23 protein-coding genes and 1 pseudogene are annotated in these 24,620 nt (G+C 68.4%); 8 read left to right on the forward strand and 16 right to left on the reverse strand.

The annotated features are described in order from the left end of the window. Positions 1–3: 3 nt before the first annotated feature. Entirely contained in the window at positions 4–768 is a 765-nt protein-coding gene (locus tag ACZ5MC_RS07460) for a segregation and condensation protein A (protein WP_306599687.1), read from the reverse strand. Positions 769–807: 39 nt separating this feature from the next. On the opposite strand from ACZ5MC_RS07460, the gene lipA reads away from it, so the two are divergent. Together lipA and ACZ5MC_RS07470 are read left to right on the forward strand one after the other, a co-directional pair. After that, a complete protein-coding gene (gene lipA, locus ACZ5MC_RS07465; RefSeq protein ID WP_306599688.1) occupies positions 808–1,692 on the forward strand; it encodes a lipoyl synthase in 885 nt (294 codons plus the stop codon). A 2-nt stretch (positions 1,693–1,694) separates the two neighbouring features. Continuing rightward, positions 1,695–2,633 carry a D-2-hydroxyacid dehydrogenase gene (locus ACZ5MC_RS07470; protein WP_306599689.1) on the forward strand — a complete coding sequence of 313 codons (939 nt, stop codon included), beginning with the start codon at positions 1,695–1,697 and terminating at the stop codon, positions 2,631–2,633. A gap of 58 nt (positions 2,634–2,691) precedes the next feature. On the opposite strand, the gene ACZ5MC_RS07475 is transcribed toward ACZ5MC_RS07470, so the two are convergent. From ACZ5MC_RS07475 to ACZ5MC_RS07490, 4 genes and pseudogenes are all read right to left on the reverse strand, one after another. Continuing rightward, complete coding sequence (locus ACZ5MC_RS07475) at positions 2,692–3,147, reverse strand: GxxExxY protein (protein ID WP_464517416.1); 456 nt, start codon at positions 3,145–3,147, stop codon at positions 2,692–2,694. Positions 3,148–3,331: 184 nt separating this feature from the next. After that, a pseudogene (locus ACZ5MC_RS07480) lies at positions 3,332–4,149 on the reverse strand (helix-turn-helix domain-containing protein). Between the two features lie 102 nt (positions 4,150–4,251). Continuing rightward, positions 4,252–7,308, reverse strand: coding sequence for a DUF3857 domain-containing protein (locus ACZ5MC_RS07485; protein ID WP_464517417.1), 3,057 nt, complete (start codon positions 7,306–7,308; stop codon positions 4,252–4,254). Positions 7,309–7,473: 165 nt separating this feature from the next. After that, positions 7,474–8,070 carry a protein-L-isoaspartate(D-aspartate) O-methyltransferase gene (locus ACZ5MC_RS07490; protein WP_306599692.1) on the reverse strand — a complete coding sequence of 199 codons (597 nt, stop codon included), beginning with the start codon at positions 8,068–8,070 and terminating at the stop codon, positions 7,474–7,476. Between the two features lie 64 nt (positions 8,071–8,134). Between ACZ5MC_RS07490 and ACZ5MC_RS07495 the strand changes: the two genes are divergently transcribed. Further along, positions 8,135–8,989, forward strand: coding sequence for a DUF2911 domain-containing protein (locus ACZ5MC_RS07495; RefSeq protein ID WP_464517418.1), 855 nt, complete (start codon positions 8,135–8,137; stop codon positions 8,987–8,989). Here the strand turns inward: ACZ5MC_RS07495 and ACZ5MC_RS07500 are convergent, their stop codons facing one another. Beyond that, the gene (locus tag ACZ5MC_RS07500; RefSeq protein ID WP_306599694.1) at positions 8,990–9,433 is read right to left on the reverse strand and encodes a hypothetical protein; all 444 of its coding nucleotides are present in this window, start codon (positions 9,431–9,433) and stop codon (positions 8,990–8,992) included. 73 nt (positions 9,434–9,506) lie between these two features. Between ACZ5MC_RS07500 and ACZ5MC_RS07505 the strand changes: the two genes are divergently transcribed. Further along, complete coding sequence (locus ACZ5MC_RS07505) at positions 9,507–10,031, forward strand: hypothetical protein (RefSeq protein WP_464517419.1); 525 nt, start codon at positions 9,507–9,509, stop codon at positions 10,029–10,031. Position 10,032: 1 nt separating this feature from the next. On the opposite strand, the gene ACZ5MC_RS07510 is transcribed toward ACZ5MC_RS07505, so the two are convergent. Genes ACZ5MC_RS07510 through ACZ5MC_RS07520 form a run of 3 tightly spaced genes read right to left on the reverse strand, consistent with a single transcriptional unit; the run spans position 10,033 to position 12,656 of the window. After that, entirely contained in the window at positions 10,033–11,214 is a 1,182-nt protein-coding gene (locus ACZ5MC_RS07510; RefSeq protein ID WP_464517420.1) for a C45 family peptidase, read from the reverse strand. A gap of 24 nt (positions 11,215–11,238) precedes the next feature. Then, positions 11,239–11,907, reverse strand: coding sequence for a radical SAM protein (locus tag ACZ5MC_RS07515; RefSeq protein WP_306599697.1), 669 nt, complete (start codon positions 11,905–11,907; stop codon positions 11,239–11,241). A 17-nt stretch (positions 11,908–11,924) separates the two neighbouring features. Further along, positions 11,925–12,656, reverse strand: a complete 732-nt coding sequence (locus tag ACZ5MC_RS07520; RefSeq protein ID WP_306599698.1) for an SDR family oxidoreductase — start codon at positions 12,654–12,656, stop codon at positions 11,925–11,927. Positions 12,657–12,670: 14 nt separating this feature from the next. On the opposite strand from ACZ5MC_RS07520, the gene ACZ5MC_RS07525 reads away from it, so the two are divergent. Genes ACZ5MC_RS07525 through ACZ5MC_RS07540 form a run of 4 tightly spaced genes read left to right on the forward strand, consistent with a single transcriptional unit; the run spans position 12,671 to position 17,104 of the window. Further along, complete coding sequence (locus ACZ5MC_RS07525) at positions 12,671–15,220, forward strand: SpoIIE family protein phosphatase (RefSeq protein WP_306599699.1); 2,550 nt, start codon at positions 12,671–12,673, stop codon at positions 15,218–15,220. Continuing rightward, a complete protein-coding gene (locus ACZ5MC_RS07530) occupies positions 15,217–15,735 on the forward strand; it encodes a hypothetical protein (protein ID WP_306599700.1) in 519 nt (172 codons plus the stop codon). Before ACZ5MC_RS07525 ends, ACZ5MC_RS07530 begins: the two co-directional genes overlap by 4 nt. A 1-nt stretch (position 15,736) precedes the next feature. After that, entirely contained in the window at positions 15,737–16,531 is a 795-nt protein-coding gene (locus ACZ5MC_RS07535) for a SirB1 family protein (protein ID WP_306599701.1), read from the forward strand. Between the two features lie 3 nt (positions 16,532–16,534). Continuing rightward, positions 16,535–17,104: a hypothetical protein gene (locus ACZ5MC_RS07540; protein ID WP_306599702.1), complete on the forward strand. Its 570-nt coding sequence runs from the start codon at positions 16,535–16,537 to the stop codon at positions 17,102–17,104. A 294-nt stretch (positions 17,105–17,398) separates the two neighbouring features. Here ACZ5MC_RS07540 and ACZ5MC_RS07545 read toward each other — a convergent pair whose 3' ends face one another. From ACZ5MC_RS07545 to ACZ5MC_RS07575, 7 genes are all read right to left on the reverse strand, one after another. After that, the gene (locus ACZ5MC_RS07545; protein WP_306599703.1) at positions 17,399–18,439 is read right to left on the reverse strand and encodes a threonine aldolase family protein; all 1,041 of its coding nucleotides are present in this window, start codon (positions 18,437–18,439) and stop codon (positions 17,399–17,401) included. A gap of 12 nt (positions 18,440–18,451) precedes the next feature. Beyond that, positions 18,452–19,138, reverse strand: coding sequence for a GTP cyclohydrolase II (gene ribA / locus ACZ5MC_RS07550; RefSeq protein WP_306599704.1), 687 nt, complete (start codon positions 19,136–19,138; stop codon positions 18,452–18,454). Positions 19,139–19,231: 93 nt separating this feature from the next. Further along, positions 19,232–20,227 carry a DHH family phosphoesterase gene (locus ACZ5MC_RS07555; protein ID WP_306599706.1) on the reverse strand — a complete coding sequence of 332 codons (996 nt, stop codon included), beginning with the start codon at positions 20,225–20,227 and terminating at the stop codon, positions 19,232–19,234. Between the two features lie 31 nt (positions 20,228–20,258). Then, on the reverse strand, positions 20,259–21,326 hold the full coding sequence (gene add / locus ACZ5MC_RS07560) for an adenosine deaminase (RefSeq protein ID WP_306599707.1): 1,068 nt from the start codon (positions 21,324–21,326) through the stop codon (positions 20,259–20,261). Positions 21,327–21,357: 31 nt separating this feature from the next. Further along, on the reverse strand, positions 21,358–21,654 hold the full coding sequence (locus ACZ5MC_RS07565) for a hypothetical protein (protein ID WP_306599708.1): 297 nt from the start codon (positions 21,652–21,654) through the stop codon (positions 21,358–21,360). A 4-nt stretch (positions 21,655–21,658) separates the two neighbouring features. Next, a complete protein-coding gene (locus ACZ5MC_RS07570; protein WP_306599709.1) occupies positions 21,659–23,347 on the reverse strand; it encodes a response regulator in 1,689 nt (562 codons plus the stop codon). Next, the gene (locus ACZ5MC_RS07575; RefSeq protein ID WP_306599710.1) at positions 23,347–24,582 is read right to left on the reverse strand and encodes a methyl-accepting chemotaxis protein; all 1,236 of its coding nucleotides are present in this window, start codon (positions 24,580–24,582) and stop codon (positions 23,347–23,349) included. The genes ACZ5MC_RS07570 and ACZ5MC_RS07575 overlap by 1 nt, the downstream gene beginning before the upstream one ends. Positions 24,583–24,620: the final 38 nt, after the last annotated feature.

Below are 24,620 nucleotides of genomic sequence, written 5' to 3' on the forward strand. Positions count from 1 at the left end.
ATGCTAGGCCGCGCGAACCCGGATTTCGCCGAAGGCTTCCGACTGCACCAGGAGGATCCGTCCGGTGCGGACCATCTCCAGGAGGGCGAGGAAGGTGAGCACCAGCTCCTCCCGGGAGCCGGCGGTGGCCAGGAGCCCGCCGAAGGCCTCCCACCGCCCGTCCAGGAGGAAGGCGGTGACCTCGGCGATGCGCTGGTCCAGGGTCTTGGGGGGAGTGCGCACCTGCACCGGCGGGGGCGGCAGGAGCCGCTTGAGGGCGTCCCGGTACGCCGCGAGCAGGTCGAAGAGGTTGGCCTTGATGGGCTCCTCCTCCACCCGTGCGTGGTCCCGGATGTCCAGCCCCGGCGCGAAGACCACCTTCTGCCACTCGGTCTCGCGGCTGGAGAGCTCCTTGGCGGCCTCCTTCACCTGCTGGTAGTCCAGGAGGCGCTGCACCAGGTCCTCGCGGGGATCCTCCAGGCCCTCGTCCGCGGGGGGCCGGGGGAGCATCATGCGGCTCTTGATCTGCAGGAGGTGGGCGGCCATGGCCACGAACTCCGCGGCGATCTCCAGGTTCAGCTCCTCCATGAGGAGCAGGTAGTCCATGTACTGGCGGGTCACCGAGGCCATGGGCAGGTCCAGGATGTCCAGCTTCTGCTCCCGGATCAGGTGCAGGAGCAGGTCCAGGGGGCCGTCGAAGGAGGCCAGATGCAGCTCCAGGTCGCGGAACTTCGTCTCGAAGCCCTTCGGGGGCTCGAAGGCGGGATGCTCTCGGGGGGTGTCGGTCATGGCAGTCCATTGTAGCCCAGTGCGGTAGGATTGACTCCTATGGCGCGTCCCCCCGTTCTCCCCGGCCCCCGTCCCGACTGGTTGAAGATCAAGGTCCCGGCTCCCGAGGTGGTGGCCGAGGTGGAGGCCCTGGTGCGGTCGAACCGCCTGGTCACCGTCTGCGAGGAGGCCCGGTGCCCCAACCTCCACGAATGCTGGGGAATCCATCGCACCGCCACCTTCATGCTGCTGGGCGACGTGTGCACCCGGCACTGCGGCTTCTGCAACGTGGGCAAGGGCCGCCCGGGCGAGGTGGACCCCGGCGAGCCCCAGCGCGTGGCCGAAGCGGTGGCGTCATTGGGGTTGGCTTTCGCGGTGGTCACGAGCGTGAACCGGGACGACCTTCCCGACGGGGGCGCCGCCCACTTCGCCGCCACCATCCGCTGGATCCGCACCCTGGTGCCGGGCTGCGGGGTGGAGGTGCTGATCCCCGACTTCAGCGGGAGCGAGGCCTGCCTGGCGACGGTGCTGGAGGCCGCCCCCCAGGTCCTCAACCACAACGTCGAGACCGTGGAGCGCCTGTACAAGCGGGTGCGCCCCGACGCGGACTACGCCCAGAGCCTGCGGGTCCTGGCCGGCGCCGCCCGCCACCGGGACGCCGCCGCCCCCGCCCTGCGCGTCAAGAGCGGCATCATGGTGGGCCTGGGCGAGACCCCCGAGGAGGTGCTGGACCTCATGGGCCACTGGCGGGACTCCTCCGTGGATATCGCCACCCTGGGCCAGTACCTGCCCCCCTCCCCCCTGCATCTGCCCCTGGCGCGGTACGTCGAACCCGCCGAGTTCGACATGTATAGGCGCAAGGGCCTCGAGATGGGCTTCCAGCGGGTGGAATCGGGCCCCCTGGTGCGCAGCAGCTACCACGCGCAGGACAGCTACCAGGGATGAGCATGCGACGACTGGCCGTCATCCACCACCGCCACATGGACTGGGTCCCCGCCCTGCGGGAGGCCGAACCCCGCCTGGACATCCGCGGCTGGCACCCCCGGGAGGCGGGCGAGGCCGAATGGCTGGCGGAGGCCGAGGGCCTCTTCGCGTGGAAGCTTCCCGAGGGCCTGGCCGCCCGTATGCCCCGGCTGGCCTGGGTGCAGAACAGCGGGGCCGGGGTGGACCATCTGGTGGCCGACCCCTCCATCCCCCCCGGCGTACCCATCACCCGGGCCGACGGCCAGTTCGGCCTCTGGATGGCCCGCTACGTGGCCTTCCACCTCCTGGCCGGCGCCCAGCGCCCCGACGAATGCCGGGAGGCCCAGACGGCGCGCGCCTGGAACCCCCGGCTCATCCCCGAGGACCTCACCGGCCGCACCGCCCTGGTGGTGGGCTTCGGCCGCATCGGCCGCCAGATAGGCCGTTCGCTTAGGGAACTGGGCCTGGACGTGCGGGGCTTCGTGCGGACCCCCCGGGAGGACCTGGAATTCCCGCTCCACGGCACCGCCGACCTGCCGAACCTGCTACCGGCAGCTCGCCTGCTGGTCCTCTGCGCCCCCCTGACCCCGGAAACCCGGGGCCTCGTGGACGCCCGCCTGCTTGCCCACGGCCACGGCGGGCTCACCCTGGTGAACGTGGGCCGGGGCGAGCAGGTGGTGGTCCCCGACCTGATCGAGGCCCTGGACGCGGGGCGGCTGGGCCGGGCCGTCCTGGATGTCTTCCCTTCCGAACCCCTGGAAGCGGATTCGCCCCTCTGGGGCCACCCGAAGGTGACGGTCACGCCCCACCACTCGGGACCGTCCACGCCCCGGGCCATGGTTCCTGACCTGCTTCCGAACCTGCGGAGGTTCGCGGAAGGACTGGCGATCGAAGGCGCGGTGGACCGGAAGCTGGGGTACTAGTGTAGGCCGCCAGAAGAACAGGTAACACCTTGTCCAGCACCTTCACCCCAGTTCCAGGTCAGGGCTTGGTGTTGACGAGTCGCTTGATGCCCCCGTCTTTGAGGGGCCAGTTATGGAAATGGATCAGCAGGCCCGCTTTGGAGTTGGCGAAGTGGAGGCAACTGTTCAATTGGGCGAAGTCCGCGTCCGAAAACGTGGCGATGGCCTTTGCCTCGATGACCCCTTTGTGGTCCGCGACGAGATCCATGATGTAGGCATTCTCGACGCACAAGCCCTTGTAGGTGATATCGAGGTGAACCTCGCGAAGGGCCTGGTGTCCGGCCAACCTGAGTTCATGGGCGAGGCAAGCCTTGCAGGCATATTCCAGGAGTCCAGGCCCCAGAACGATCTGCACCCTGATGGCAGCGAGAATGATGGCTTCGGTGATATCCCGATGGGGATGGTTGTCGCCCCAATCTTCACCCCAATGCCGACCCATGACCTCCCCCTTCGGGTCAGGCGTGCGCTCAACCATGGCGGGACGTTCAGGCCAGAATTCCTTCCTCGGTATCCTCGGCCTCCTCGGCGCCTCGGCGATGGCTTTCTCAAGCATCTGTCGGCGCAAAGATTACTTGCGCCGAAGCACCGTTCGAAAAGCCCATCGCCGAGGCGCCGAGGAGGCCGAGGATACCGAGGGAAAGATAAAGGCAGGTTCGCCGTCAACCCTTGGCAGAGGCCGTCCGAATGGCCGCCAGGGCCTGCCGCGCTCGGGTCACCTTGGCGAGGATATCACTCGCGGACGCTGTCCAAACAAATGGTTTCGGATTGGCATTGTGTCTCGCGATATTGGTGTGGATCGGTGCTTCGAGTTCCGGGACGGACCTAATTATGCCCCTGCGGATGCGGTTCTCCGTGATGTCCCGAAAAAATCGCTCCACCCTGTTCAACCACGATGAACGGGTGGGGGTGACGTGAACGTGGACCCTCGGATGGTCTTTCAACCAGCTTTTGACCGCCGGATCGTACCCTCCAGCGTGGTCATGGCCGCAAAGAGGGTGGTCGTGCCATTGCGCTTGCAGTCGTGCGTCATGGTGCCGCAGCGACCTTTCTTCATCGGTAGGCCAGGCTGAGTCCGGTCCAGGGCCTGGATCTGGCTCTTCTCGTCTACGCTCACCCCGGTGGCCTGCGCCATGGAGGCCCGACTCCAGTGCGTGGCATTGACGGGCTGTTCCTGCGTTGTCTTCTGGAGCACCTCTTGCCCTTTCAAGGCGATCACCCAAGACTTCCGGCCTCGACCTGGGCGTTCCCTCTCGAGACCCTCGAAGCCCGCTTCCTCCCATCGCTTGAGGCATTGCCAAGCGGTCCGATGATCGCAGCCCAAAGCCTGGCCGATGTCGCGAAAGGACTCGCCGGAAGCTCGATGAAGAACGATCTTGGCCCGCAGCACCCTGCGTGCAGACAACGTCCGGCTCCGCGCCATTTCCTCAAGCCGTCTGAATTGCTCCCCAGTTAATTCAACTCGCCCCACTTGCACCAAATCTCTCACCTGCCACTTGGATGCGACGAGATGAATTGGCCTTACACGTATTTCTGGCGGCCTGCACCAGGGGGTTCGCGAACGCAGGCCCCTGGGCCCGGCTCACCGCTTGGACGGCCTTTTGGCGGCTGCCTCCTTGCCTGGGATCCGCGCCGTCTGCAGCGCCTCCTCCAGGGGGGTGACGATGAAACTTGACGCCTTGCCGCCGGTGGTGAGGATGCCCCGCAGAAGGATCCTTTGCGGGCCTTCGTCCGGGAACAGTTTCCGGAAGTCGAGCTGCCCGAGTTTGTCCGCGTCGGCCTTGAGGGCCGCGTACCCGTATACGAAGCTCGCGCCTTCGAAGCCCTTCCCGGAAAGCTTCAGGTCGAACTGCGCGTAGCCGTCCGCCTTCGCCCTGGAAGGCAGGAGGTAGGTCCGGGCCTTCACTCGTTTCAGCTCGGCATCCGGCCTCCGCTCCGGCAAGGGTCTCCCCGTGAGGGCCTGGTAGTGCGGACCGATGATCCCCAGTTCCGCCCCTGGACAGACGGAGGCCATCAGGAACAGGTCCTCCGCCTCCGCCTTCCGGCCCTGCTTCTGGAACGCCTGGGCGAGGTGGTCGCCCGGGACCCAATGCTGGCCGAGGGCCCAGGCGGCCTCCAGGAACCGGATCGCCGGGGTCAGCTCTCCGCGCCGGAAATGGATCCAGCCCAGGGTGTCCCAGAAATTGGCCAGGGTCTGCAGCTTGTTCCGGGAGGCCCGGTCCAGGACCGTCAGGCCGGCGCACTCCCCTTCGATGAGCTGGACGGCCTTCCGGGACCACGCCAGGGCCTGGTCCAGGTCCAGGTCCGCCTCGGCCAAGGCGTAGGCCGCTTCGTTCAGGTCTTCCTTGTCCGGGTGGTCCCCGGCCAGGAGGGCCTTGAGGGTCTCCAGGCCCTCCACCCGGCGGTCCGTCTTGACGAGCGTGCAGCCCAGGAACAAACGGAGCTTGACCGCCTCCGGCATGGTCCGCACGGCCTCGGTCAGGTATTCCCGCGTCTCCCCGGGCAGGAGCTGGGCGTAGAAGGTCCGCCCCAGGAATTCGGCCGGCTGGATGGCCCGGGGGGCCAGGCGGAGCATCTTCATCCCTTCCGCCACGGCCTCGGCGCCCTGGTGCTTCAGGGCGTAGGCGGCGGCCAGGCCGAAGTGCCCCATGACGCTGTCCGGGTCGGCGGCCAGCGCCTGCTGGAATTCCCCGATGGCCTGCGCCGGCTTGCCCTGGTCGAGGAACACGCTGCCCTGGATCTCGTGCGGCGACCGGTTTTCCGCCCGGGCGCCGGCGGGCCTGGCGGCGCCGTTGCCGTTGAGCGCCTGGAAGGCCATCCCTTCCCTGCGGACCCCCGCCAGGAATTCCCGGAAGGTGTCCATGTCCCGGGCCGGGACTTCGGCCACCCTCGACACCAGCACCTTCTCCACGGTGAGGGTTCCGTCCTTCATCGTGGCCGTGGCGGTGAAGTCCGCGACGGGGCAGGTCAACGAAACGGGCGCGGGCAGGGCGGGCTGCCAGCCCTTGGGAAGGGTCATTTCCGCCCTCATGCGGTATTCCCCGGGGAAGCCCAGGACCAGCGGGATCTTCGCGTCGCTCGGCGGAAGCTGGAAGGACTCGAGCCGGCCCAGGGGCGGAACGATGATGCGGTCGGGATTGTCCCCGAGGGTGCTCCGGACCGTGAGGTCGAAGCCGAAATGGAAAGGTTCTCCGGTGGCCTCGATCGGCGACGGCACCAGGTTCTCCATCTCCCAGGAGGTGCCGGGCATGGCGGTGTTCGCCTTGAGAATCTCCTTCCACTGGGCGGGTGGGCAGGACCGGAAGAAGGTTCTCATGGTCAGGTCGAAGTCGCCGGTGCAGGTCTGTTCCGTATGGCCTTTGAAGGTGCCATCGGCCTGGTAGGCTCCCCGGGTCAGGATCCCGACGCCGGTCCTGAAGGCGTCGTCGGCCGGGACGAGGCGCAGCGAGGCCGGCCCTTCCGGGGGCGCCACCAGCCCCTGCCGGTCCCGCTCGAAGAAGTTCAGGAAGCCCATCGGGGCCGCCTCCTGGGTCGAGTCCATCCAGAGGAGGCGCTTCCCCAGGGGGACGACGGTGAAGACATGGTTGAAGGCGCCCGGCGAAGGCATGCCGGGGTCCAGGCGGCCGCCGGCGCCCATGAGCACCGGCCAGGCCTCGAAGCCCGCGGCCTTGAGCAGGGCCGTCAGCAGGCAGTGCTTGTCCTTGCAGTCGCCGTAGCCGTTTTCGAGCACCTCGTCCGCGCTGTGGGGCTGGTACCGTCCGAGGCCGAAGGAGATGGAGATGTAGTGGAACTTCAGGGCCACGAAATCGTAGAGGGCCCGGATCCTGTCCTCGTCCCTCGCCAATCCCCGCGTGAGTTCGGCGGCTTTCGCCTGGAGCCGGGGCGTCGGGGCGATGCGCGGACGCTGGAGGTCCCAGAACCACCGGCCCACCTCCTCCCAGGACTGGAAATTGGAAAGCTGCACGGCGGGAAGGGGCGCTTCCATCCTGCGGACCGGCGCCTTGGCCGCCGGCGCAGCCGTGACGCGGGTCCAGGTGTAGACCCGGTAGCCGCCCAGGGTCGCCACCACCGGATTCCAGGCCGGGCTGTTCACCTTGAGCCCGACGGCGGGGGGCACGCGGACTTCGAGGGTCTCCTCCCGGGTGGCGTCGGTCTCGGATGGGCTGTACTGGAACCAGAAGTGTCCGGGGAACTCGGGCCTGATGGTCCTCAGGCGGTAGGCCAACTCCAGGACGTCTCCGACGCCCAGCCCCTTGACCAGGACGTGCTTCTCGTGGAGGTCGCTGTACATCGGCGCCGTGCGGGAGATCTCGGCGGGCAGGTCCTGGATGTTCTGATCGGGGGTCGTGACCACCGTGCCGTCCGCCTTGCGAACCCGGACCGCGTCCACGTCGAGGGCCTGGGAGCCGGTGAGGTAGGGGAGCTTGAGGATGGCGAGCGCCTTGACCCCGCCCTCGTTCAGCACCCGGGCCTCGGCCGAGATCTCCTGGACGGAGGTCCCGTCCGGTTCGAAGGTCACCCGGGTCTTCTTGTGGTCGAAGACGGCCGCCTCCGCCTGGGGCCTCCCTTCCGTCTGCGCCCGCAGGGAGGGGCACAGGAACGCCAAGGCTGCGGCGCACAGGAGGAACTTGATGGGCATCGCTTGACCTCGCCTGGCTGGGGACCCTGGACCTGCTGCGGGAAGCCCCTCCCTGCCGATGGGGCCTCCGGGCGGGATGGCACGGGTTCGAGGGCCGAAAACCTGGCGATGCCGGGATGGGAGAAGGGGAATCAGGTCGATTGTCGCACGGTCCGGTCCGACCGGTCACCGCAGCGGAACGAACACCACCGGCAGCAGGTTCCTCGTGACCGCCCCCGCGGCGGTCTTGTGCACCAGCACCAGGTCCTGGTGCGTGGGATGCACCGCCAGCGGCAGCAGCATCCGCCCCCCCTCCGCGAGCTGCTCCCACAGGTCCGGCGGGATGACGTCCGCCGCGCAGCTGACGACGATCGCGTCGAAGGGCGCCTCCGACCGCCATCCCAGCTTGCCGTCGCCGCAGCGCACGGTGGCGTTGGCGACCCCCAGGTCCTCCAGGTTCGCGGCGGCCCTGCGCAAAAGGTCCGCCTCCAGCTCGATGCCGAACACCTTCCGGCAGAGCCTGGCCAGCACCGCGGCCATGTAGCCGCAGCCGCAGCCCACTTCCAGCACCTTCTCGGTGCCCGAGAGCGCCAGGGCCTCGGCCATGAAGGCCACGATGTAGGGCTGGGAGATGGTCTGGCCCCGCCCGATGGGGAGGGGGTGGTCCTCGTAGGCCGCGGCCTCCTGGGAAGCGTCCACGAAGCGGTGGCGGGGCAGGGTGGCCATGGCCTCCAGCACCCGGGGGTCGTCCACGCCCCGGGCCTCGATCTGGTTTTTCACCATTGCCTGACGCGCCAGGTCGGGATCCTGGGCGTATGATGACGGAGCCTTTTCCTCGGGAGCCCTCATGAGAACCGTCATCCTTTCCGCCGCCTTCGCGGCCGTCCTGAGCCTTCCGGCCCAGCAGACGATGGTGAAACCCTACCAGCCCAGCCCCGGCGCCAGCGTCACCCAGACGATGGGAAACAGCACCGTGAAGATCGACTACTCCCGTCCCGGCGTCAAGGGGCGGAAGATCTGGGGCGGCCTGGTGCCCTTCGGCGAGGTGTGGCGCACGGGCGCCAACAACGCTACGGTCATCACCTTCAGCGACCCGGTGAAGATCGAAGGGAAGGACCTGGCGGCGGGTTCCTACGCCTTCTTCGCCATCCCGGGCCCCAAGGCCTGGACCCTCATCTTCAACAGGAACGTCAAGCAGTGGGGCGCCTACGACTACAAGGCCACGGAGGACGCCCTCCGGGTGGAGGCGACGCCCGGGTCCCTGGCCGCTCCGGAAGAGTACCTCCAGTATTCGATCCATATGAAATCTCTGGAGGCGCTGCGTGTGGAGCTGGCGTGGGAGAAGCTGTCCGTGGGCTTCGACGTGACCCTGGACACCCCGGGCCTCTACTGGGCCTACCTGGAGAAGACCCTGGCCGGCGCCAGGCCCGAGGAGCACATCCCCTTCCTGCAGGGGGCCCGCTACTGCCTGAACAACGACGTCCACCTGGACAAGGGCATGGAGTGGATCGACCGGTCCCTGAAGGCCAAGGAGGTCTACAGCAACCTGGACACCAAGGCCCGGTACCTCCACAAGGCCGGGAAGAAGGCCGAGGCCCTGGCCACCCTGCAGAAGGCCATCGACCTGGCCACCGCCGCCAAGACCCCCCAGGAGTACCTGGACGGCCTGGCCAAGACCAGGGCGGAGTGGTCCGCCAAGTAGCTATTTCGCCAGGGCCGCTTCGGTGTCGAGTTCGTACAGGACGAGTTCGTAGGGCTCGTTCGACATGGACTCGGTGCCGGAGACCACCACCACGAAGTCCAGGTTCTCCTTCTTGCGGTTGAAGAGGATGACCTTGCCGCCGACCCGCGTGACCTGGCGGTCGATGGGCTTCTGCACCTTGTCGGTGAGCGTGATCAGGAACAGGCTGGCGCGTTCGCCTCGCACCTCGGCCATGAGGCTCTGGTGGGGGCGGAGCTTGACCCCGTAGATGTTCTGGCCGCGGGTGACCTGCTTGCCGCCGCTCATGAAATCCGAGGAGGTCGTGAGCTTGCCCTTGATGGCGGAGGTGGATCTCAGCGCGGCGGCGGGGACCGGGGCGACGGGGTTGGCCGGCTCCTCCCCGCCGGTGAGGAATAGGGATGCGGCCAGGGCGAAGGCGAGCATTTCGGTACCTCCTGGATGGGGAACACCTGAATATACTCCCCGGATCCGCGTCCGGCCAAATACCATGGAAGCCATGTCCGACTCGTTCCTCACCAGGATCCCCGCCCTCTCCGACGCCCAGCTCCAGGATCTCCTCGCGCATCACAGGAAATACAAGCGCGGGGCCCTGGAGGCGGCCGTGGCCGAGCTGCGGTCCCGGGGCCGGGAGGTGCCGGAGGGGTTCCTGGACGCGGCCCTGGAGACGGAGCCGCCCCGGCCCGGCTTCCTGCGGGACGAACGGGGGCCCAGGATGGACCGGATCCGCCTCATCGCGGGATCGGTCCTGGCCGCGGGCACCGTGAGCGCCCTGGTCATCTACCGCTTCGCTTCCACCACCGTCGCGCCCTTCGCCCTGGAGGACGAGGACTCCAAGAGCTACCTGCGCCAGCTGGAGATGATGGGCGGCAAGGCCAACCTCCTGGCCAGCCAGGTGCGGCACGGGTTCGCGGCGCTCTGGCAGGGCACGACCCTGGCGTTCACGGTGTTCTGGCTCTCCGCGGCCGCGGCCGCGATCTTCTGGGTGGCGGCGACCCAGATGGGGCGCAGGGTGAGGGAGTAGGCTAGAGCCCTACCTGCTTGAGGGTCCCAAGCGCCTTGGCCGCCATGGCGTCCTGGAAGGCGGCCAGTTCCTCCGGCGTGCGGGGCCGGGCCTCGAAGGCGGCGGCGGCCTTGAAGATCTCCTCCTCCACGGCCAGAAGGCGCGGGAGGTACCCGGTGCCCTCGGCGTTGAGGAGCCTGGCGAGGTCGAGGTACTCCTTGCGTTCGGCCTCCGGGAAGGGCCGCCCGATCTCCTTGATGCGCCGGGTCTCGGCCCACAGCGGGGCCTCGGCCCCCTTCCAGAGGGGCTCGGGGGACCTGCCCGCCTCGACCCACAGGGGCATGGCCAGGCCCGTGACGGGCTCCCCGGGCAGGATCCAGAAGGTGGCCCGCGATCCCGGGTCCCCGGGGCGCCGCCCCACGATGATCACCGAGGCGCTGGTGTAGCTCTTGTTGATGGAGTCCCGGGTGGACACCCACAGGCCCTGGCCGGCCCGGGGCAGGGGGGCCAGGTCCACGGCGGAGGGCTGTTTCGTCAGGGGATTGCCGGTGTCCCGGGCCACCTTGGCGAAGATGCCCTGGGCGGTCACCGGCCCCAGGGCCTGGACGAGGGCGGAGGCCCGGTCGAAGCGCAGGTACCCGGCGCCCTTGCCGGGCTTTCCCGAGCGCGCGAAGTTGGTGTTCACCTGGAGCCGGTCCGGGCACAGGGCGGCGTCGATCTTCGTGAAGCCGTGGTTGTGCACCTCGAACAGGAAGGCCCGCCCCTCGGCGTCGAGCACCCCGAAGTTGGCCTGGCTGCCCAGGCCGCGGCCCTTGTTGGCCACCAGCCAGGCCTCGAAATCGGCCACGGTGCGGCACAGCCGCAGGGCGTCGCCCATGATGGCCCCCTCGCCGTCCCGGGCCTCCTTGTCGCTGCCGGGCAGGTTGTAGGCCACGGTGTTCATGATGGCGAAGCCCGCGTCGTTGAGCCCGGCCCAGGCGTGGCGCCCGGAGTCGTCGTCCGCGTCCACCAGGGCCAGGTAGCTGTGGGGGAGGTCCCGGCGGAAGACCACCTTGTTGGAGAGGGTGTCGGTGTCCCGGTTCTTCCACAGCATGGGCCGCCCCTCCTGCCCCCGGGAGATGACGGCCGAGGTGCACTGTTCGGCGCCCTGGGCCAGCAGGGCCGGGGCCAGCGCGAGGGCGAGGAGGACCGCTGCGAGGTTCATGGGGGCTCCGGGGGATCCCCCATTCTAGACCCCCCGCTTCTCCGCCCCCCACACAAGCTTGTGAAGCTGGAGCTGGAACCGCACGGGGAGGCCGTCCTCGACGATCCGCTCCGCCAGCCACGCCGGGTCCAGGCTTCCCCACACGGGGCTGAAGAGCACGTCGAAGCGGTCCAGGACCCCCTTCTCCTCGCACCAGGCCTTGGCCCAGGCGTAGTCCTCCGGATCGCACAGCACGAACTTCAGCTCGTCCTGGCCGGGCACCAGGTGGTCCAGGTTGGAGTCCAGCCAGCGGTCCACCTCCCCGCTGCCGGGGGTCTTGCGGTCCACGATCTTCACCACCCGCTCGTCCACGAGGCGGATGTCGTGGCTGCCGGCGGTCTCCAGGGCCACCTCGTAGCCCAGGCCCAGCAGGGCCTCCAGCAGGACCGGGGCGTCCCGGTGGGCCAGGGGCTCGCCGCCGGTGAGTTCCACGAAAGGGGCGTTGGGCCCCTTCCGGGGGGGGCCGAGGGTCTCCCGGACCTGGGCGAGGATCGCCTCCAGTTCCATGAAGTTGCCCTCGAAGAAGGCGTAGGTGGTGTCGCAGTACACGCAGCGCAGGGGGCATCCCGTGAGCCGGATGAAAAGGCAGGGCCGGCCGGCCCTGGAGCCCTCCCCCTGGATCGATGTGAATATTTCATTGATCTTGAAGCGCACCGGTACTCCTGCCTCCATCATACCCAGCGGGTGCCCCCGTCCAGGGTGAGGATCTCGCCGGTGAGGTAGGGGCTCCCGGCGGCGTAGCGCAGGGCCCGGACCAGGTCCTCCGGGGTGCCCACGGCGCCGAGGAGGCTGCGGGAGGCCAGGGCCGCGGTGTCCTCGCGGGCATCGGGCAGGACCGTGCCCAGGGCGTGGCCCACCACCCGCACCCGGGGGGCCAGGGCCCGGGCCAGGCCGGGCACCAGGGCCGCCACGCCGGACTTGGCGGCGGTGTAGGGCAGGCGCTTCAGGAAGGGCCTGTGGATGGCCGTGTCCAGCAGGAACTGGATGCACCCCCCGTCGGCCATGTGCGGCGCCACCTGCTGGGCCGCCAGAAGGGGGAAGCTCAGGTTCAGGCGCCAGGTCTCCTCCAGGCTGGCCGGGGTCCAGGTGCCCAGGGGGCTTTCGGGGAAGGTCCCCCCCACCACGACACAGGAATTTACCTTCACGCCTTCCGCCCCCAGGGCCTCCAGATCTGCCATCATCGTGTGGACAAGATCAGGACTTGCGGCATCCCAAAGCAAGCACCTTACTTGAGTCTGTTTGGAAAGTTCAGCGATCCAGGCCTCCTCCTGATCCCAGGAGACGGAGGTGGTCAGTATCAGGTTGTGTCCCTTCGCAAGCGCCTGCGCGAGCTCGCGACCCAGCCTCCTCCGGCCGCCCACGAGCAGCCACCAGGTCCGGTCTTCCCACGCGGTTTTGTTCATGTCCTAAGGTTACCTTGTCCGACAGCCTCCGAGCCATCCGATGGAAACTGATCCTCACCAGCATCTTCGCGCTGCTGATGGCCCTGGGTTGCTTCTACCTCAGCAACTGGGTCTACGCCTCCTCGGATGACCAGTGCACGTGGCGGGCCACGGGCAAGCGGGTGGTCATCGTCGAGATCCTCCCCAACGGCGTGGCCGAGGAGGCCGGGCTCCTGGACGGGGACGAGCTGCTCAGCATCCACGGCCGCAAGGTGGACGCCAAGCACCTGGCCACCGCCCAGCGCTACATCAACGACCAGCCCGAAGGCCGGATCCTCATCTACACGGTCCTGAGGGAAGGGAAGATCCTGCGCCTGCCGGTGCGGCTCGTGAAGGGGTTCGACCGCACCGGCCTCATCGCGCTCTTCTCGGGGCTCGCGGCGTGGGCCGTGGGGCTCCTGGTGGTGGTCTCCTCCCCGTCCAGGAAGATCGCCCGGCACTTCTACTACATGGGCGTGGTGTCGCTCCTGCTGACCGTCTCCGTGGGCCTGGGCGTGGACAGCGTGGCTCCCGGCCTCCTGGTGCCCCTGATCCTGGTGGCGGGGCTCGCCATCGGCCTGGCGCCCCCCCTCTGGCTCCACTTCTTCCTGCGGTTCCCCCATCCGTTCAAGCTGCGCACCAACCGCCACTTCCTGGCGGCGCTGTACGGGTTCTCCCTGGGCGGCGGGGCCCTCTACGCGGTGCGGGTCTTCCTGCGGACCTTCGACAAGTCCGAGCTCTTCCAGGAGGCCTTCCGCTACATGGACGGCAGCATCGTCGGCAGGCTCGTGGCCTGGATCACCCCCACCGTGGCCGTCGCGGGCCTCGTGCTCTTCTGGATCGGCACCTTCCGGATGCCAGGGCGCAAGCGCCGGGCCCTGCTCCCGGCCCTCATCTTCACGACGGCCATCATCGCCGACCTCCTGGTGTTCGCCCTCCTGCAGCGGTCCGCGGGGCAGAGCCTGGTCTTCGCCCGGGAAAGCTGGGTGTTCTTCCTGCCCCTGCCGCTCCTGCCGCTGTCGTTCGCGTACGCCATCTTCCGCCACGGGTTCTTCGACGTGCGCCGGGCGATCCTCCGGTGGGTGTCGTACTTCACGGTCCTGGGCCTGACCCTGGCCGTCTACCTGGGGGGCCTGGCCTGGGTCTTCGCCCAGGGCGTCCAGGTGATTCCTTCCGCCTGGGTGGGCGTGCTGGTGGGCATCTCGGCCCTGCCCATCGGGTGGCTCCTGCGGTGGCTCCTGCTCACCCTGCGGCGCCGGTTCCGGCGCGACCTCAACACGACCCGGGAGGTGATCCTGGGCAACCTGCGCGAGACCAAGAAGCGGTTCTCCGAGGAGGCGCTCCTGGCGGGCCTCCTGGACTCGGTGCGCGAGGCCTACCAGCCCCACGTCCTGCTCATGCTGCCCGTGGACAAGCGCCGGCTCCTGCTGCCCGCCGTGGCCGACCCGGATCCCGACGAGCCCTTCGCGGAGGAGCTGGCCAGGCCCTGCCACCTGGAGCTGCCCCTGGGGCTGGTGCGCCACGCCCGGGAGAACCGGGAGCTGGTGCTGGGCCTGGGCAGCGACGAGGCGGACTGGGTCCGGGAGCAGGGCGACGTGCTCCGGGCCCACGTGGACGGCCTGGAAGTGCAGGTGCTGACCCTGATCATGGTCAACGACGAGCCCCACGCGGCCCTGCTGCTGGGCGGGAAGTACGCCGAACTGAACTACGGCCGCGAGGACCGGGAGCTGCTGCGGGAGGTGGCGCTGGCCGCGGGCGCGCTGCTGGAGACCGCGGTGCTGCACCGCCGCATGCTGGACCAGGGCCGCATCGAGCAGGAGCTCAACACCGCGCGCCTCATCCAGGAGAGCCTGATCACCTCCGAGGCCCCCTGCATGCCGGGGTTCCAGGCCGCCCTGCGCCTGTCCCCGGCCCTGGAGACCGGCGGGGACCTGCTGTGGGTGGGCCGGCGGCCCTCGGGGTGCTGGATGGCGGCGGTGGGCGACGTGAGCGGCAAGGGGCTGGCCGCGGCCCTCTACATGAGCCAGGCCACGGCCCTCCTGAAGATGGCCGCCCAGCAGGAAGGCATGAGCTTCGAGGCCATCCTTCCCGCCCTGGACCGCACCATGCGCAGCCTCATGGGCCCTCGGGACTTCCTCACCCTGTCCATCCTGGAGTGGGACGCCGAGGGCCGCTACCGCATCGCCCGGGCCGGGCATCCGCCCATCCTGCTCATCGAGGGGGCGTCCCCGGCGGAGGCGCGGGAGATCGAATCCACCGGCCGGGGCCTCGGCCTGCGGCCCTTCGCTCCGGGCAACTGGAGCGTGATCGAGGGCCAGCTCTCGCACCGCCAGTGGCTGGTGATGTACAGCGACGGACTCACCGAGGCCATGAACAAGCGTGGCGAGCTCTACGGGCTGCGCCGCTTCAAGGAGCAGATGCAGCGCATCTGGGGCACCGGGTCGGTCAGGGCCGCCTGCGAGGCGGTCTTCCACGACGTCACGGCCTTCGAGTCCCAGAACCGGGACGACCGGACCCTCTTCATCCTTTCCAGGGAACCCGCATGACCACCGAACCCACCCCCAAGCCCCAGCCCTCCTGGCTTCTCGGCGCCGTCGTCACCCTCCTGCTCCTCCAGGTGGCCCTCCTGTGGATGCAGGGCAGCATGCTGGAGCGCCAGCACGGGACCCTCATGGGCCTGCGCCAGGACATGCAGGACCTCACCGAGAGCCTGGACAACTTCCAGGGCAACTTCGACCAGGGCGCCGAGGATGGCACCCTGCGGCCCTCCTCCCGCCGGGTCCATCCCCGCCGCGGCCTCCAGCGGGTGCGGCTCCAGGACCAGGAGGGAGGGGACCAGGGCGTGCGCAAGGAGATGGCCGATCAGCGCAAGAGCGAGCGCGAGGCCATCGACAAGGCCCGCGAGGCGCAAAGCAAGCTTTCCCTCGCCGAGAACTACCGCAAGGCCGAGGAGAAGAAGCGCATCGAGGCCGAGCAGAACAAGTGGCGGCCCTTCCTGTGGGGCGGCGCGGTGGTGGCGCTCCTGGCCCTGGTCCTCCGGTCCTGGCTGAGGAACCGGTAGCATGTCCCTGCACGAATTCCTCCAGTCCGATCCGGAGTGCGCCCACCTCCTGGAGGGCGCCGTCCTGGCCGTGGGACCCATGCTGGGGGAGGAGGATGCCACCCCGGTGGTGAGGACGGTCGAGGCCTGGGCCGACACCCTGGCCGGGCACATGCCGCTGCCCTGGACGATCCACGGGGGCATCGACGCCCTCAACACCTACCTGTTCCAGCAGGTGGGCCTCCAGGGCGACCGGGAGACCTACGACGATCCGGCCAACGCCCTGCTCCCCAAGGTCCTCGAGCGCAAGCGGGGCATGCCCATCACGCTCTCCGTCCTCTGGATGGAGGTGGCGCGGCGCCTGGGCTTCCGGGCCATCGGCGTGGGGCTGCCGGGCCACTTCATCACCGGGATCCAGCTGGACATGGGCACCCTCTACTTCGATCCCTTCAACGGCGGCCGCACCGTGGGCGAGGAGGACGCGGCCTGGCTGGTGGAGCAGTCCACGGGGGGCCGGGCGGTCTTCCACCCCTCCATGCTGGCCCCCGTGCCCAACCGGTCCATCCTGGGCCGCCTCGTGCGCAACCTGCACGTGCGCTTCGTGCGCACCGGCAACTGGGACGAGGCCATCTGGACCGCCACGCACCTGGTCCTGCTCAACCCCGGGGAGAGCACGTCGTACCGGGACCGCGCCTTCGTGCGGTTCAAGCGGGGCGAGACGTCCCAGGGTATGCTCGATCTCCAGGAGGCCATCCGGCTGAGCCCCGAAGGGGACCCCGAGCTGGTCCAGTGGCTGGAAAAACTGCAGAGGGACTAGGGGATGGATCTGAGCCGCTTTCTGGAACTGGCGCGCAACCACGGCTGGCAGGGCCTGTCGCTGTGGGGCGTGCTGCTGTGGCAGGCCCTCCTGTGGGTGGGACTGGTGCGCCTGCACCTGGCCCTGCACCGCGAGGAGGCCCCCTGGGAGGAGTGCGTCGGCAAGATCCGCTCCGCCTTCCTGCGCAAGGTCAACGGCGAGGAGGAACTGGCCGAGCTGAAGGTGCACAACTACGCCCCCCTGGTGGACCTGCTCGTGGCGCTCAACTTCGCCGAGGCCAAGACCCCCGTGATGGAGCGTTGGCTCCTGCTCAAGTGGAAGACCCAGGAGTGCCTGCGCCCCTACTGGATCCGCTGGGGCCACCTGCTCATCGCGTTCGGCGTGGTGGTGTGGTTCCTGTACGGCCTGCGCATCGACCTGGGCCTGGAGCCGCTCAAGCGCACCCCCTGCGACCCGCGGCTGCTATGGGTGTGGCTGGGCTACGCCATGATCCTGGCGTGGAAGCTGGTGCGCCTGCACGGGAACCTGGAACGGGTCCAGAGGAGCCTCATCCTGCCGCGGCGGGACGAATGACTTTTGGGTTCCTCTCGGATCCGGGGGTAGACCCTGACCGGGCCTGGTCTGGTGTCGAATGACGTCGCATTGTCTTTTCGCGGCCTGGATCGCGAAGATCGGCACCGCCCCTGAAAATGCCTGTCGCCGAGGCGCCGAGGAGCCGAGGATCGCCGAGAAGGGAAACTGCATTTCTCGGCGATCCTCGGCTCCTCGGCGCCTCGGCGATAGGTCTTTCTCCCGAACCTGACGAATCGCAGGGATAAAGGGTTGGCAACAGATGAAATCAGTCATCCTGGGTCTGCCGAAGACTCTTTATCCTTTTTCCAGTCTCCCTATCGCCGCCACGAACGATGCCGCGTCCTCCGGCATCGAGTCCCACGCGCACATCCAGCGCACCAGGCCCGCGCGTTCGTCCCAGGGCCAGAAGAAGGTCTCGGCCTGCAGGGGCGCCAGCATCGGCACGGGAATCCTGGCGAAGACGGCGTTGGCCTCCACCGGGAAGGCCACCTGGACGCTGGGGAGGTCCTTCACCGCGGCCTCCAGGGCCGTGGCCGCGGCATTGGCCCTGCGGCCGTTCTCGATCCAGAGGCCGTCCTCCAGGAGGGCCTCGAACTGCGCGGCGGTGAAGCGCATCTTGGAGGCCAGCTGCATGGCGTGCTTCTGGTGGTAGGGATAGTCGGGACCCAGGCCGGGCTTGAGGAAGACGACGGCCTCCCCGCCCAGCATGCCCTGCTTGGTGCCGCCGAAGCTCAGGGCGTCCACGCCCGCCAGCATCTCGCAGGCGGACACCCCCGCGGAGGCCACGGCGCAGCCCAGGCGCGCCCCGTCCACGTGCACGCCCAGGCCGTGGGCGTGGGCCAGGTCCACCAGGGTGGCGAGCTCGGCCACGGTGTAGACCGTCCCCAGCTCCGTGGGCTGGGTGATGGTGAGGGCGACCGGAACCGCGCCGTGCACGCCGTGGGCGCGGCCCAGGGCCTCCGCCAGGGCCCCGGGGTCGATCTTCCCGTCCACGGAGCGCAGGGGGACGAGCCGCATGCCCAGGAACCGCTCGGGGGCCGTGCTCTCGTCGTTGCAGAGGTGCGCCACGTCCGAGCAGAGCACGGCCCCGTAGGGCCTGGCGAAGGCCATGAGCGCCGTCACGTTGGCGCCGGTGCCGTTGAAGACGAAGTGGGTGGCCACCTCCCGCCCTAAGAGCGCGTCGAAGGCGGCCCGGGCCCGGGCGGTCACGGCGTCCTCCCCGTAGGCCATGGCGTGGCCGTGGTTGCAGGCCTGGATGGCGTCCATGATCCGGGGGTGGACCCCCGCGAAGTTGTCGCTGGCGAAACCGCGGGGGAAGGCGTCGGGTGCGTGCAAGGCGGGCTCCAGCTACAGCTTCGGATCTTCCTTGAAGTCCAGCATGTGCCCCGACTTGTTGGCCTTGGTCTTCAGGTACTTGAGGTTGTAGGGATTCGACGCCAGCTGGTGGGCTTCCCGCTGCACGTGGATCCCGGCCCCTTCGAGGGCGTCGATCTTCCTGGGGTTGTTCGTGAGCAGCCGCACCTTCCGGATCCCGAAGAACTTCAGCATCTCCACGGCCGATTCATAGGTCCGCAGGTCGTCCGCGAAGCCCAGTTCATGGTTGGCCTCCACCGTGTCGAAGCCCTGCTCCTGGAGCGCGTAGGCCTTGAGCTTGTTCAGGAGGCCGATGCCGCGGCCCTCCTGGCGCAGGTAGAGCACGATGCCGCCGTGCTCGCCCACGTAGCGAAGGGCGGATTCCAGCTGGGCCCGGCAGTCGCACTTGAGGCTGCCCAGCACGTCGCCCGTCCAGCACTCGCTGTGGATGCGCACGTTCACCCGCTTGCGGGCGTCGATGTCGCCGGAGACGATGGCCAGGTGCTCCTTGCCCGTCATCTTCTCCAGGAAGCCGTAGACGACGTACTTCCCGAAAATGGAAGGGACGTTGGCCTTGGCCACGAAAGGGACCGATTCGGTCTCGAAGCGCGTCACCACTTCCAGGGGGGATTCCGGGCCGAGTTCCAGGTGGGGGGCGCTGCTGCTGTCTTTGGGGGCCATGCGTTTCATTCCGCGGTCTGCGTTTCGTGAAAGGGGCTGTTGAATAGGCATGAACATGGGATCGGGGCGGTGTGCAAACGATCCGGGGAGTGATCAGGCGAGGTCGGCCTCCAACTGGGCGAGCACGGCGGCGTCCATCTCATTCTGGGCCTTGGACAGGGGGCCGTCCAGCTTGGCGCCCGAAGCGAGCCGGTGGCCGCCTCCGCCGAAGCGGCGGCAGACCTGGTTCACATTCGCTCGCTCTCTGGACCGGAGGCTCGCCTTGATGCGCCCGTCGGCCAGCTGGTATAGAAGGCAGGACACCTCCACGCCCCGCAGCTCCAGGGGGCGGTTCACGAGGGTCTCCATGTCGTCATGGTCCGCGCCGCAGGCGTCCAGGTCGGCCTGGGTGAGGCTGATGCGGGCATAGCGGCCCTCGGCCAGGAGCTCCAGCTTGTCGAAGGCCCGGCCGGTCAGCCGGAGCTTCTGCAGCCGCCCCTGGTGGTAGAGGTTCTGGTAGATGCGGGCCGGCGCCACGCCCTGCTCGATGAGCTGGGCCGCCATGCGGTGCACCTTGGGGGTGGCGTTGGAGAAACGGAAGTTGCCGGTGTCCTCCACGACGCCGGCGTACAGGGCGTCGGCCATGGGAGCGGGCAGGGGGAGTGGCATGTGGGCCACCGCCAGGTCGTACACCAGTTCGGCGCTGGCGGAGGCCGTGGGATCGGTGAACTCCTGAGCGAACCCCGCGGGGGCGTCCTTCAGGTGGTGGTCCAGGCAGGCGGTGACGGCCGAGGTGGCCTGGAAGGCGGGGAGCAGGGGACCCAGGCGGTGGGGCTCGGAGGCGTCCACGATGATCCAGGCGCCGGGCCAGGCGGCCAGTTCCCGGTGCCGGCCTTCCAGGTCCAGGGCCTCCACCCAGCCCCCGGGGTCCATGAACCCAAGGAAATCCGGGAGATGGGGGTGCACGACGATGCGTACGTCCTTTCCCCTGGCCTTCAGGTAGTGGGCCAGGCCCACCATGGCGCCGATGCCGTCGCCATCCGGATTCTCATGGGTGGTCAGCAGGATCCGGTCCTGGTTCTCGAGAAAGGCATTGAAGCGGTTCAGCAATTCCGACCTCTGCGATCAACTATAGCACGGTCTAGAGCTGTTCCTTCTTGCTTTCCAGGCTGTGGGGCTGGAAGGACTTCAGCTCGTTCACCACGTCCGAGAGCAGGGCCCGCTTCACCGCGTAGGGCAGGAAGGCGCTCTTGAAGCCCATGATGATGAGCTCCTTGATCTCGTCCAGGGTGAAGCCCATGGTCTCGTGCAGGTGGAGGTACTCCTCGCTGACGGTGGTGCGGGTGACCATGCGGTTGTCGGTGTTCACCGTCACCCGCAGGCCGAGGTCGTAGAAGAGGCGGATCGGGTGCTCGGCCATGGTGCGCACGGCCCGGGTCTGCACGTTGGAGGAGGGGCAGCACTCCAGGGGGATGCGGTGGTCGTTCACGTAGTTGAGCAGGTCGCCGTTCTCGATGAGGCGAACGCCGTGGCCGATGCGGTGGGCGCCGCAGAGGTGGATGGCCTGGTGGATGCTCTCCGGCCCGTAGGCCTCCCCGGCGTGCAGGGTGCAGTTGATGTTGTTGGCCAGCACGCGGCTGAAGGCCTCGCGGTGCTTCTTGGCGGGGAAGTCCTCCTCCGCGCCGGCCAGGTCGAAGCCCACGACGCCCTTGTTCTTGAAGGCGACGGTGAGGTCGGCCAGGCGATTGGACAGCTCGGGGCTGATGTGCCGGATGCCGCAGAGGATGACGCCGGTCTTGATGTTGAATTCCTTCTCCGCCTTGGCGAGGCCCTCCACGACCGCCTGCACGATGTGGTGCAGCGTCAGGCCCTTCTGCTGGTGGAGGATGGGGCTGTAGCGCACCTCCAGGTAGCGGACGTTCTCCGCCGCGGCGTCCTCGGCCAGTTCGTACGCCGTGCGCACCAGGGAGTCATAGGTCTGCATCACCGACAGGGTGACGTCGAAGGCCTTCAGGTAGTCCACCAGGGAGGTGCACTCCTCGCCCACTTCCACGAAGGGGCGCAGGGTCTCGAGGGTGTCGCCCGGCAAGGTCACGCCCTGCTCCTGGGCCAGCTCGAGGATGGTGGTGAGACGCAGGCTGCCGTCCAGATGAACGTGCAGGTCGGTCTTGGGGAGGCGCTGGATGTCTTCGAGAGTGAGTTTTCGCATCCCTCAGTTTACCGGGCCAAACCGCTTTCTTCTATGCCTGATGGCGGGCCCCGAAGAGTTCGGCGAGGCTCAGCTCCGCCAGGAGCTCAAGGAGCCGTTCATCCTGGATCAGCATGGTCACCTTGACCTTGTCCCGGTTGACGAGCTTGACGAAGAAGCCGATGACCGAGGAGGGCATGGACAGGGACTCCCGGATGTGGAGGGTGAGGCTCGCGGCCCCGGCGGCGACCTGCTCGGTGACCAGCCTCCGGATCTCCAGGTAGTCGGCGGTCGTCTTGATGTTGCCCGTTATGGTCAACTCGGCCGGGCCCGTCCTTGCGATGTCCATTGCGTCACTCCCGATAGAACTTGAGCAGTGTCAGGGTATTGCCTTGTTCATTGTAATGGAATGCGTCGGTGTACTTCCGGATCATCCTCAGGCCGCGGCCATGGAGCAGGAGGGAGTCCGGTTTCTCGAGCCGGGCCAGGGACGTCGCGAAGCCGGGGCCTTCGTCCTGGATGGTGACCGAAAGCAGGCGGTTCCCGCCCTCCCCGGTCAGGGCGAGGTCCACGGTGACGGGCGGGTGGGGGGAGGCCTCCCGCTCGAGAAGGTGGTCGAAGTAGAGTCCGCCTTCCAGAAGCTCGGCCTTGAGGTGGCCGGGGATCCCCAGGGAGCCGTGTTCGTAGGCGTTCAGAAGGGCCTCCCGGATGGCGACGCTGAACTCGTACCGGGGTTCCGCGGCCAGGGCCGTGCGGGTCTCCAGGCACTTCTCCAGCTCCTGGCAGGCCTCCTCCACGCGTTCCAGGCGGCTCTCCACGGTCATGTGGCGCTGCCAGAGGGGCTCGGAATCCACCCGGGTGAGGAAGAGCAGGGTCACGTCGTCCTCCGGACTGGGCACCAGCTTCCGGAAGGATTCCAGGAATGCCGCCCGGCCTGCCTGTTCCCTGAAATCGGGCTCCAGGCGGCTCCGGTAGAGCCCGCCCTCCGGCGTCCCGGCCTCGTTGAGGCCGTCGGTGTAGAGAAGGATGCGGCGGGTGTCGCCCAGGTTGTGGGCCCGGGTGCTGAAGTCGGTGGTGTAGGGCGAGAGGGGCGGGTTGTTGCAGGGCAGCTTGCGGGGGCCGTCCCCGCCTTCCAACAGCATCGGGGGCATGCCGAAGGAGGCGAGCTCCAGCAGGGCCCGCTTGCAGGGGAGCCAGACCAGCGCGAGGCTGAGCACCTCGTCCTCCAGGAGGCGCCGCCCGATCATGGTGATGAATTCCCGCACGAACTCCCCGAGGCTGAACAGGCTGCCCGGCGCCAGGCGGTCCACCTGGAGGTTGAAGGTGTAGACGGCCAGCGAGGTGGTGAGGGCGGCCGAGAGGCCCTTGCCCATGGCGTCGGCGAGGAACACCAGCATGCTCCCGTCCGGAAGGCGCCGCAGGGAGTAGCTGTCCCCGCACATGATGTCCTTGGGCAGGTAGGCGACCTCGGCGATCCACTCCCCGCGGCCCGGGGGGCCCGTGAAGGACCGGCCCTGGAAGTCGTTCTCCAGGATGCTCAGCTCCTTCCGGAAGGCCATCTCCTGCTGGTTCTCATGGTAGCGCTCCCGCAGCTGGAGGAGCGCCAAGTCCTGCTCCATGGTCCTGCGCTGGAGGTGGTCGTGCTCGAGCAGCCCCACCACCAGGGAGAAGGCCTGGACAAGGTTCTCCGGCACCACGGGCTTGGGGAGGATGGAGGCGATGCCCAGGCCGATGACCTGCCCCAGGAGCGCATTGTTCATGGACTCGGTGATGAAGATGATGGGGACCTTCGAACCGCCCTTCCGGATCTCCGCGGCCATGTCCAGGCCCGTCATGCCGGGCATGTGATGGTCCGTGAGGATGATGTCCGGCGCCTTGGCCCGCCATGCCGCCAGGCCCTCGCGGCCGTCCCTGGCCTGGAAGACCTCCTTGAAGAGGCCCCGCATGCGCGCGGCCATCGCCATCCGGCTGGGGCCGTCGTCCTCCACGTAGAGGACGGTGAGCTCGCTGCAGTAGGGGCTTAGGTGGTCCCGGAGCGCCACTATTCCACCCGGAAGTGGCTCAGGGAACTGCGGAGGTCCTCGGACTTCGCGGCGAGGTTCGTGGAGACCGCCTCCACCCCGTGGGCGGCGTCCTTGTTCTGGTTGGAGAGGTCCACCAGGCTGTTCATGGTCTCGATGAGGTCCTTGGTGCGGGTGGCGATGTAGGTGGTCTTGCGCACCAGGTCCGAGGAGGTGGCCACGGAGTCCCTGAGCTTGGTGCCGGTGGTGCCGGCGTCCTCCAGGAGGCTGCGGGTGCGGTCGGACACGCTCACCATCTGGAGCGAGGCCCGGTCCGTCTCCGTGCACATGGCCTCGATGCCGTCCACGACCTCCTTGACGTTGATGTTGATCTCCACGAGCGAGCCCTGGGTCTTCGCGGCCAGCTTGCGGATCTCCTCGGCCACCACCGCGAAGCCCTTGCCGGCCTCCCGCGCGTGGGCCGCCTCGATGGAGGCGTTCAGGGCCAGCAGGTTGGTCTGGTTGGCGATCTCGGCGATGATGCCCAGCACGCTGTTGATGCCCTGGGCGTCCTCGCTCAGCTCGCGCATCCGGGTCGCCATGCGGGACTGCTTCTCTCCTTCGGCGATGACCACGCCCCCCACCTCCGTGAGGGTGGCCACGAAGGCCGCCAGGACCTTCTCGGTGGATTCCAGGGTCTCGGTGGTGGTGATGGACATCTCCTCGGTGACGTCGAGGTTGCGCGCCACGTCGGTCATGAGGTTGGAGCTGTTCTCGGCGAGCTCGCACTGGCTCGAGACGTTGCCGGCCAGCTCCCGGGAGATGGCGGAGAGCTCGTTGCTGGAGGCCGCCGTCTCGTTGGCGGTGGCCACGGAGTGGGCCACGGTGGCGTGGGCCTTGTGGATGAACGTGTTGATGAAGCCCGCCAGCTGGCTGAGTTCGTCGGCGCCCGCGATGGTGATGCGCTGGGTGAGGTCGCCCTCGCCTTCGGCCAGGTCATGCATGCGCCGGGTGATCAGCGTGAGGGAGGAATTGATGCTCATGCTGATGATCAGGCCCACCCCCGCGCCGCACACGATGAAGAAGGCCAGCAGGGCCAGGGTCACGCGCATGGCCTCGGCGGCCACGATCCGGTTCGCCGCGACGTCGCCGTGGGTGGCCTCCATGGCCCGGAGGTAGTAGACGCCGGCCGCTCCGAGACACACGAGCGCGAGGCTGCATCCGAGGATGATGACCAGCAGGCGCGTACGGATCTTCAGGAGCTTGAGCAGGTTCATCTTTCCTCCACACCAAGGCCGGCCCGGATGACCTTCCC

It is taken from the genome of Mesoterricola sp. JemC181 (assembly GCF_055384585.1).

Bases quoted from the DNA above. Each gene is read 5' to 3' on its own strand.
- ACZ5MC_RS07495 (WP_464517418.1), top strand. From the start codon at position 8,135: ATGAGAACCGTCATCCTTTCCGCCGCCTTCGCGGCCGTCCTGAGCCTT.
- ACZ5MC_RS07490 (WP_306599692.1), bottom strand. From the start codon at position 8,070: ATGGTGAAAAACCAGATCGAGGCCCGGGGCGTGGACGACCCCCGGGTG.
- ACZ5MC_RS07460 (WP_306599687.1), bottom strand. From the start codon at position 768: ATGACCGACACCCCCCGAGAGCATCCCGCCTTCGAGCCCCCGAAGGGC.
- ACZ5MC_RS07520 (WP_306599698.1), bottom strand. From the start codon at position 12,656: ATGAACAAAACCGCGTGGGAAGACCGGACCTGGTGGCTGCTCGTGGGC.
- ACZ5MC_RS07500 (WP_306599694.1), bottom strand. From the start codon at position 9,433: ATGCTCGCCTTCGCCCTGGCCGCATCCCTATTCCTCACCGGCGGGGAG.
- ACZ5MC_RS07510 (WP_464517420.1), bottom strand. From the start codon at position 11,214: ATGAACCTCGCAGCGGTCCTCCTCGCCCTCGCGCTGGCCCCGGCCCTG.
- ACZ5MC_RS07475 (WP_464517416.1), bottom strand. From the start codon at position 3,147: ATGGTTGAGCGCACGCCTGACCCGAAGGGGGAGGTCATGGGTCGGCAT.
- ribA (WP_306599704.1), bottom strand. From the start codon at position 19,138: ATGGCCCCCAAAGACAGCAGCAGCGCCCCCCACCTGGAACTCGGCCCG.
- ACZ5MC_RS07535 (WP_306599701.1), top strand. From the start codon at position 15,737: ATGTCCCTGCACGAATTCCTCCAGTCCGATCCGGAGTGCGCCCACCTC.
- ACZ5MC_RS07470 (WP_306599689.1), top strand. From the start codon at position 1,695: ATGCGACGACTGGCCGTCATCCACCACCGCCACATGGACTGGGTCCCC.
- ACZ5MC_RS07485 (WP_464517417.1), bottom strand. From the start codon at position 7,308: ATGCCCATCAAGTTCCTCCTGTGCGCCGCAGCCTTGGCGTTCCTGTGC.
- ACZ5MC_RS07530 (WP_306599700.1), top strand. From the start codon at position 15,217: ATGACCACCGAACCCACCCCCAAGCCCCAGCCCTCCTGGCTTCTCGGC.
- ACZ5MC_RS07540 (WP_306599702.1), top strand. From the start codon at position 16,535: ATGGATCTGAGCCGCTTTCTGGAACTGGCGCGCAACCACGGCTGGCAG.
- ACZ5MC_RS07565 (WP_306599708.1), bottom strand. From the start codon at position 21,654: ATGGACATCGCAAGGACGGGCCCGGCCGAGTTGACCATAACGGGCAAC.
- add (WP_306599707.1), bottom strand. From the start codon at position 21,326: ATGCGAAAACTCACTCTCGAAGACATCCAGCGCCTCCCCAAGACCGAC.
- lipA (WP_306599688.1), top strand. From the start codon at position 808: ATGGCGCGTCCCCCCGTTCTCCCCGGCCCCCGTCCCGACTGGTTGAAG.
- ACZ5MC_RS07505 (WP_464517419.1), top strand. From the start codon at position 9,507: ATGTCCGACTCGTTCCTCACCAGGATCCCCGCCCTCTCCGACGCCCAG.
- ACZ5MC_RS07575 (WP_306599710.1), bottom strand. From the start codon at position 24,582: ATGAACCTGCTCAAGCTCCTGAAGATCCGTACGCGCCTGCTGGTCATC.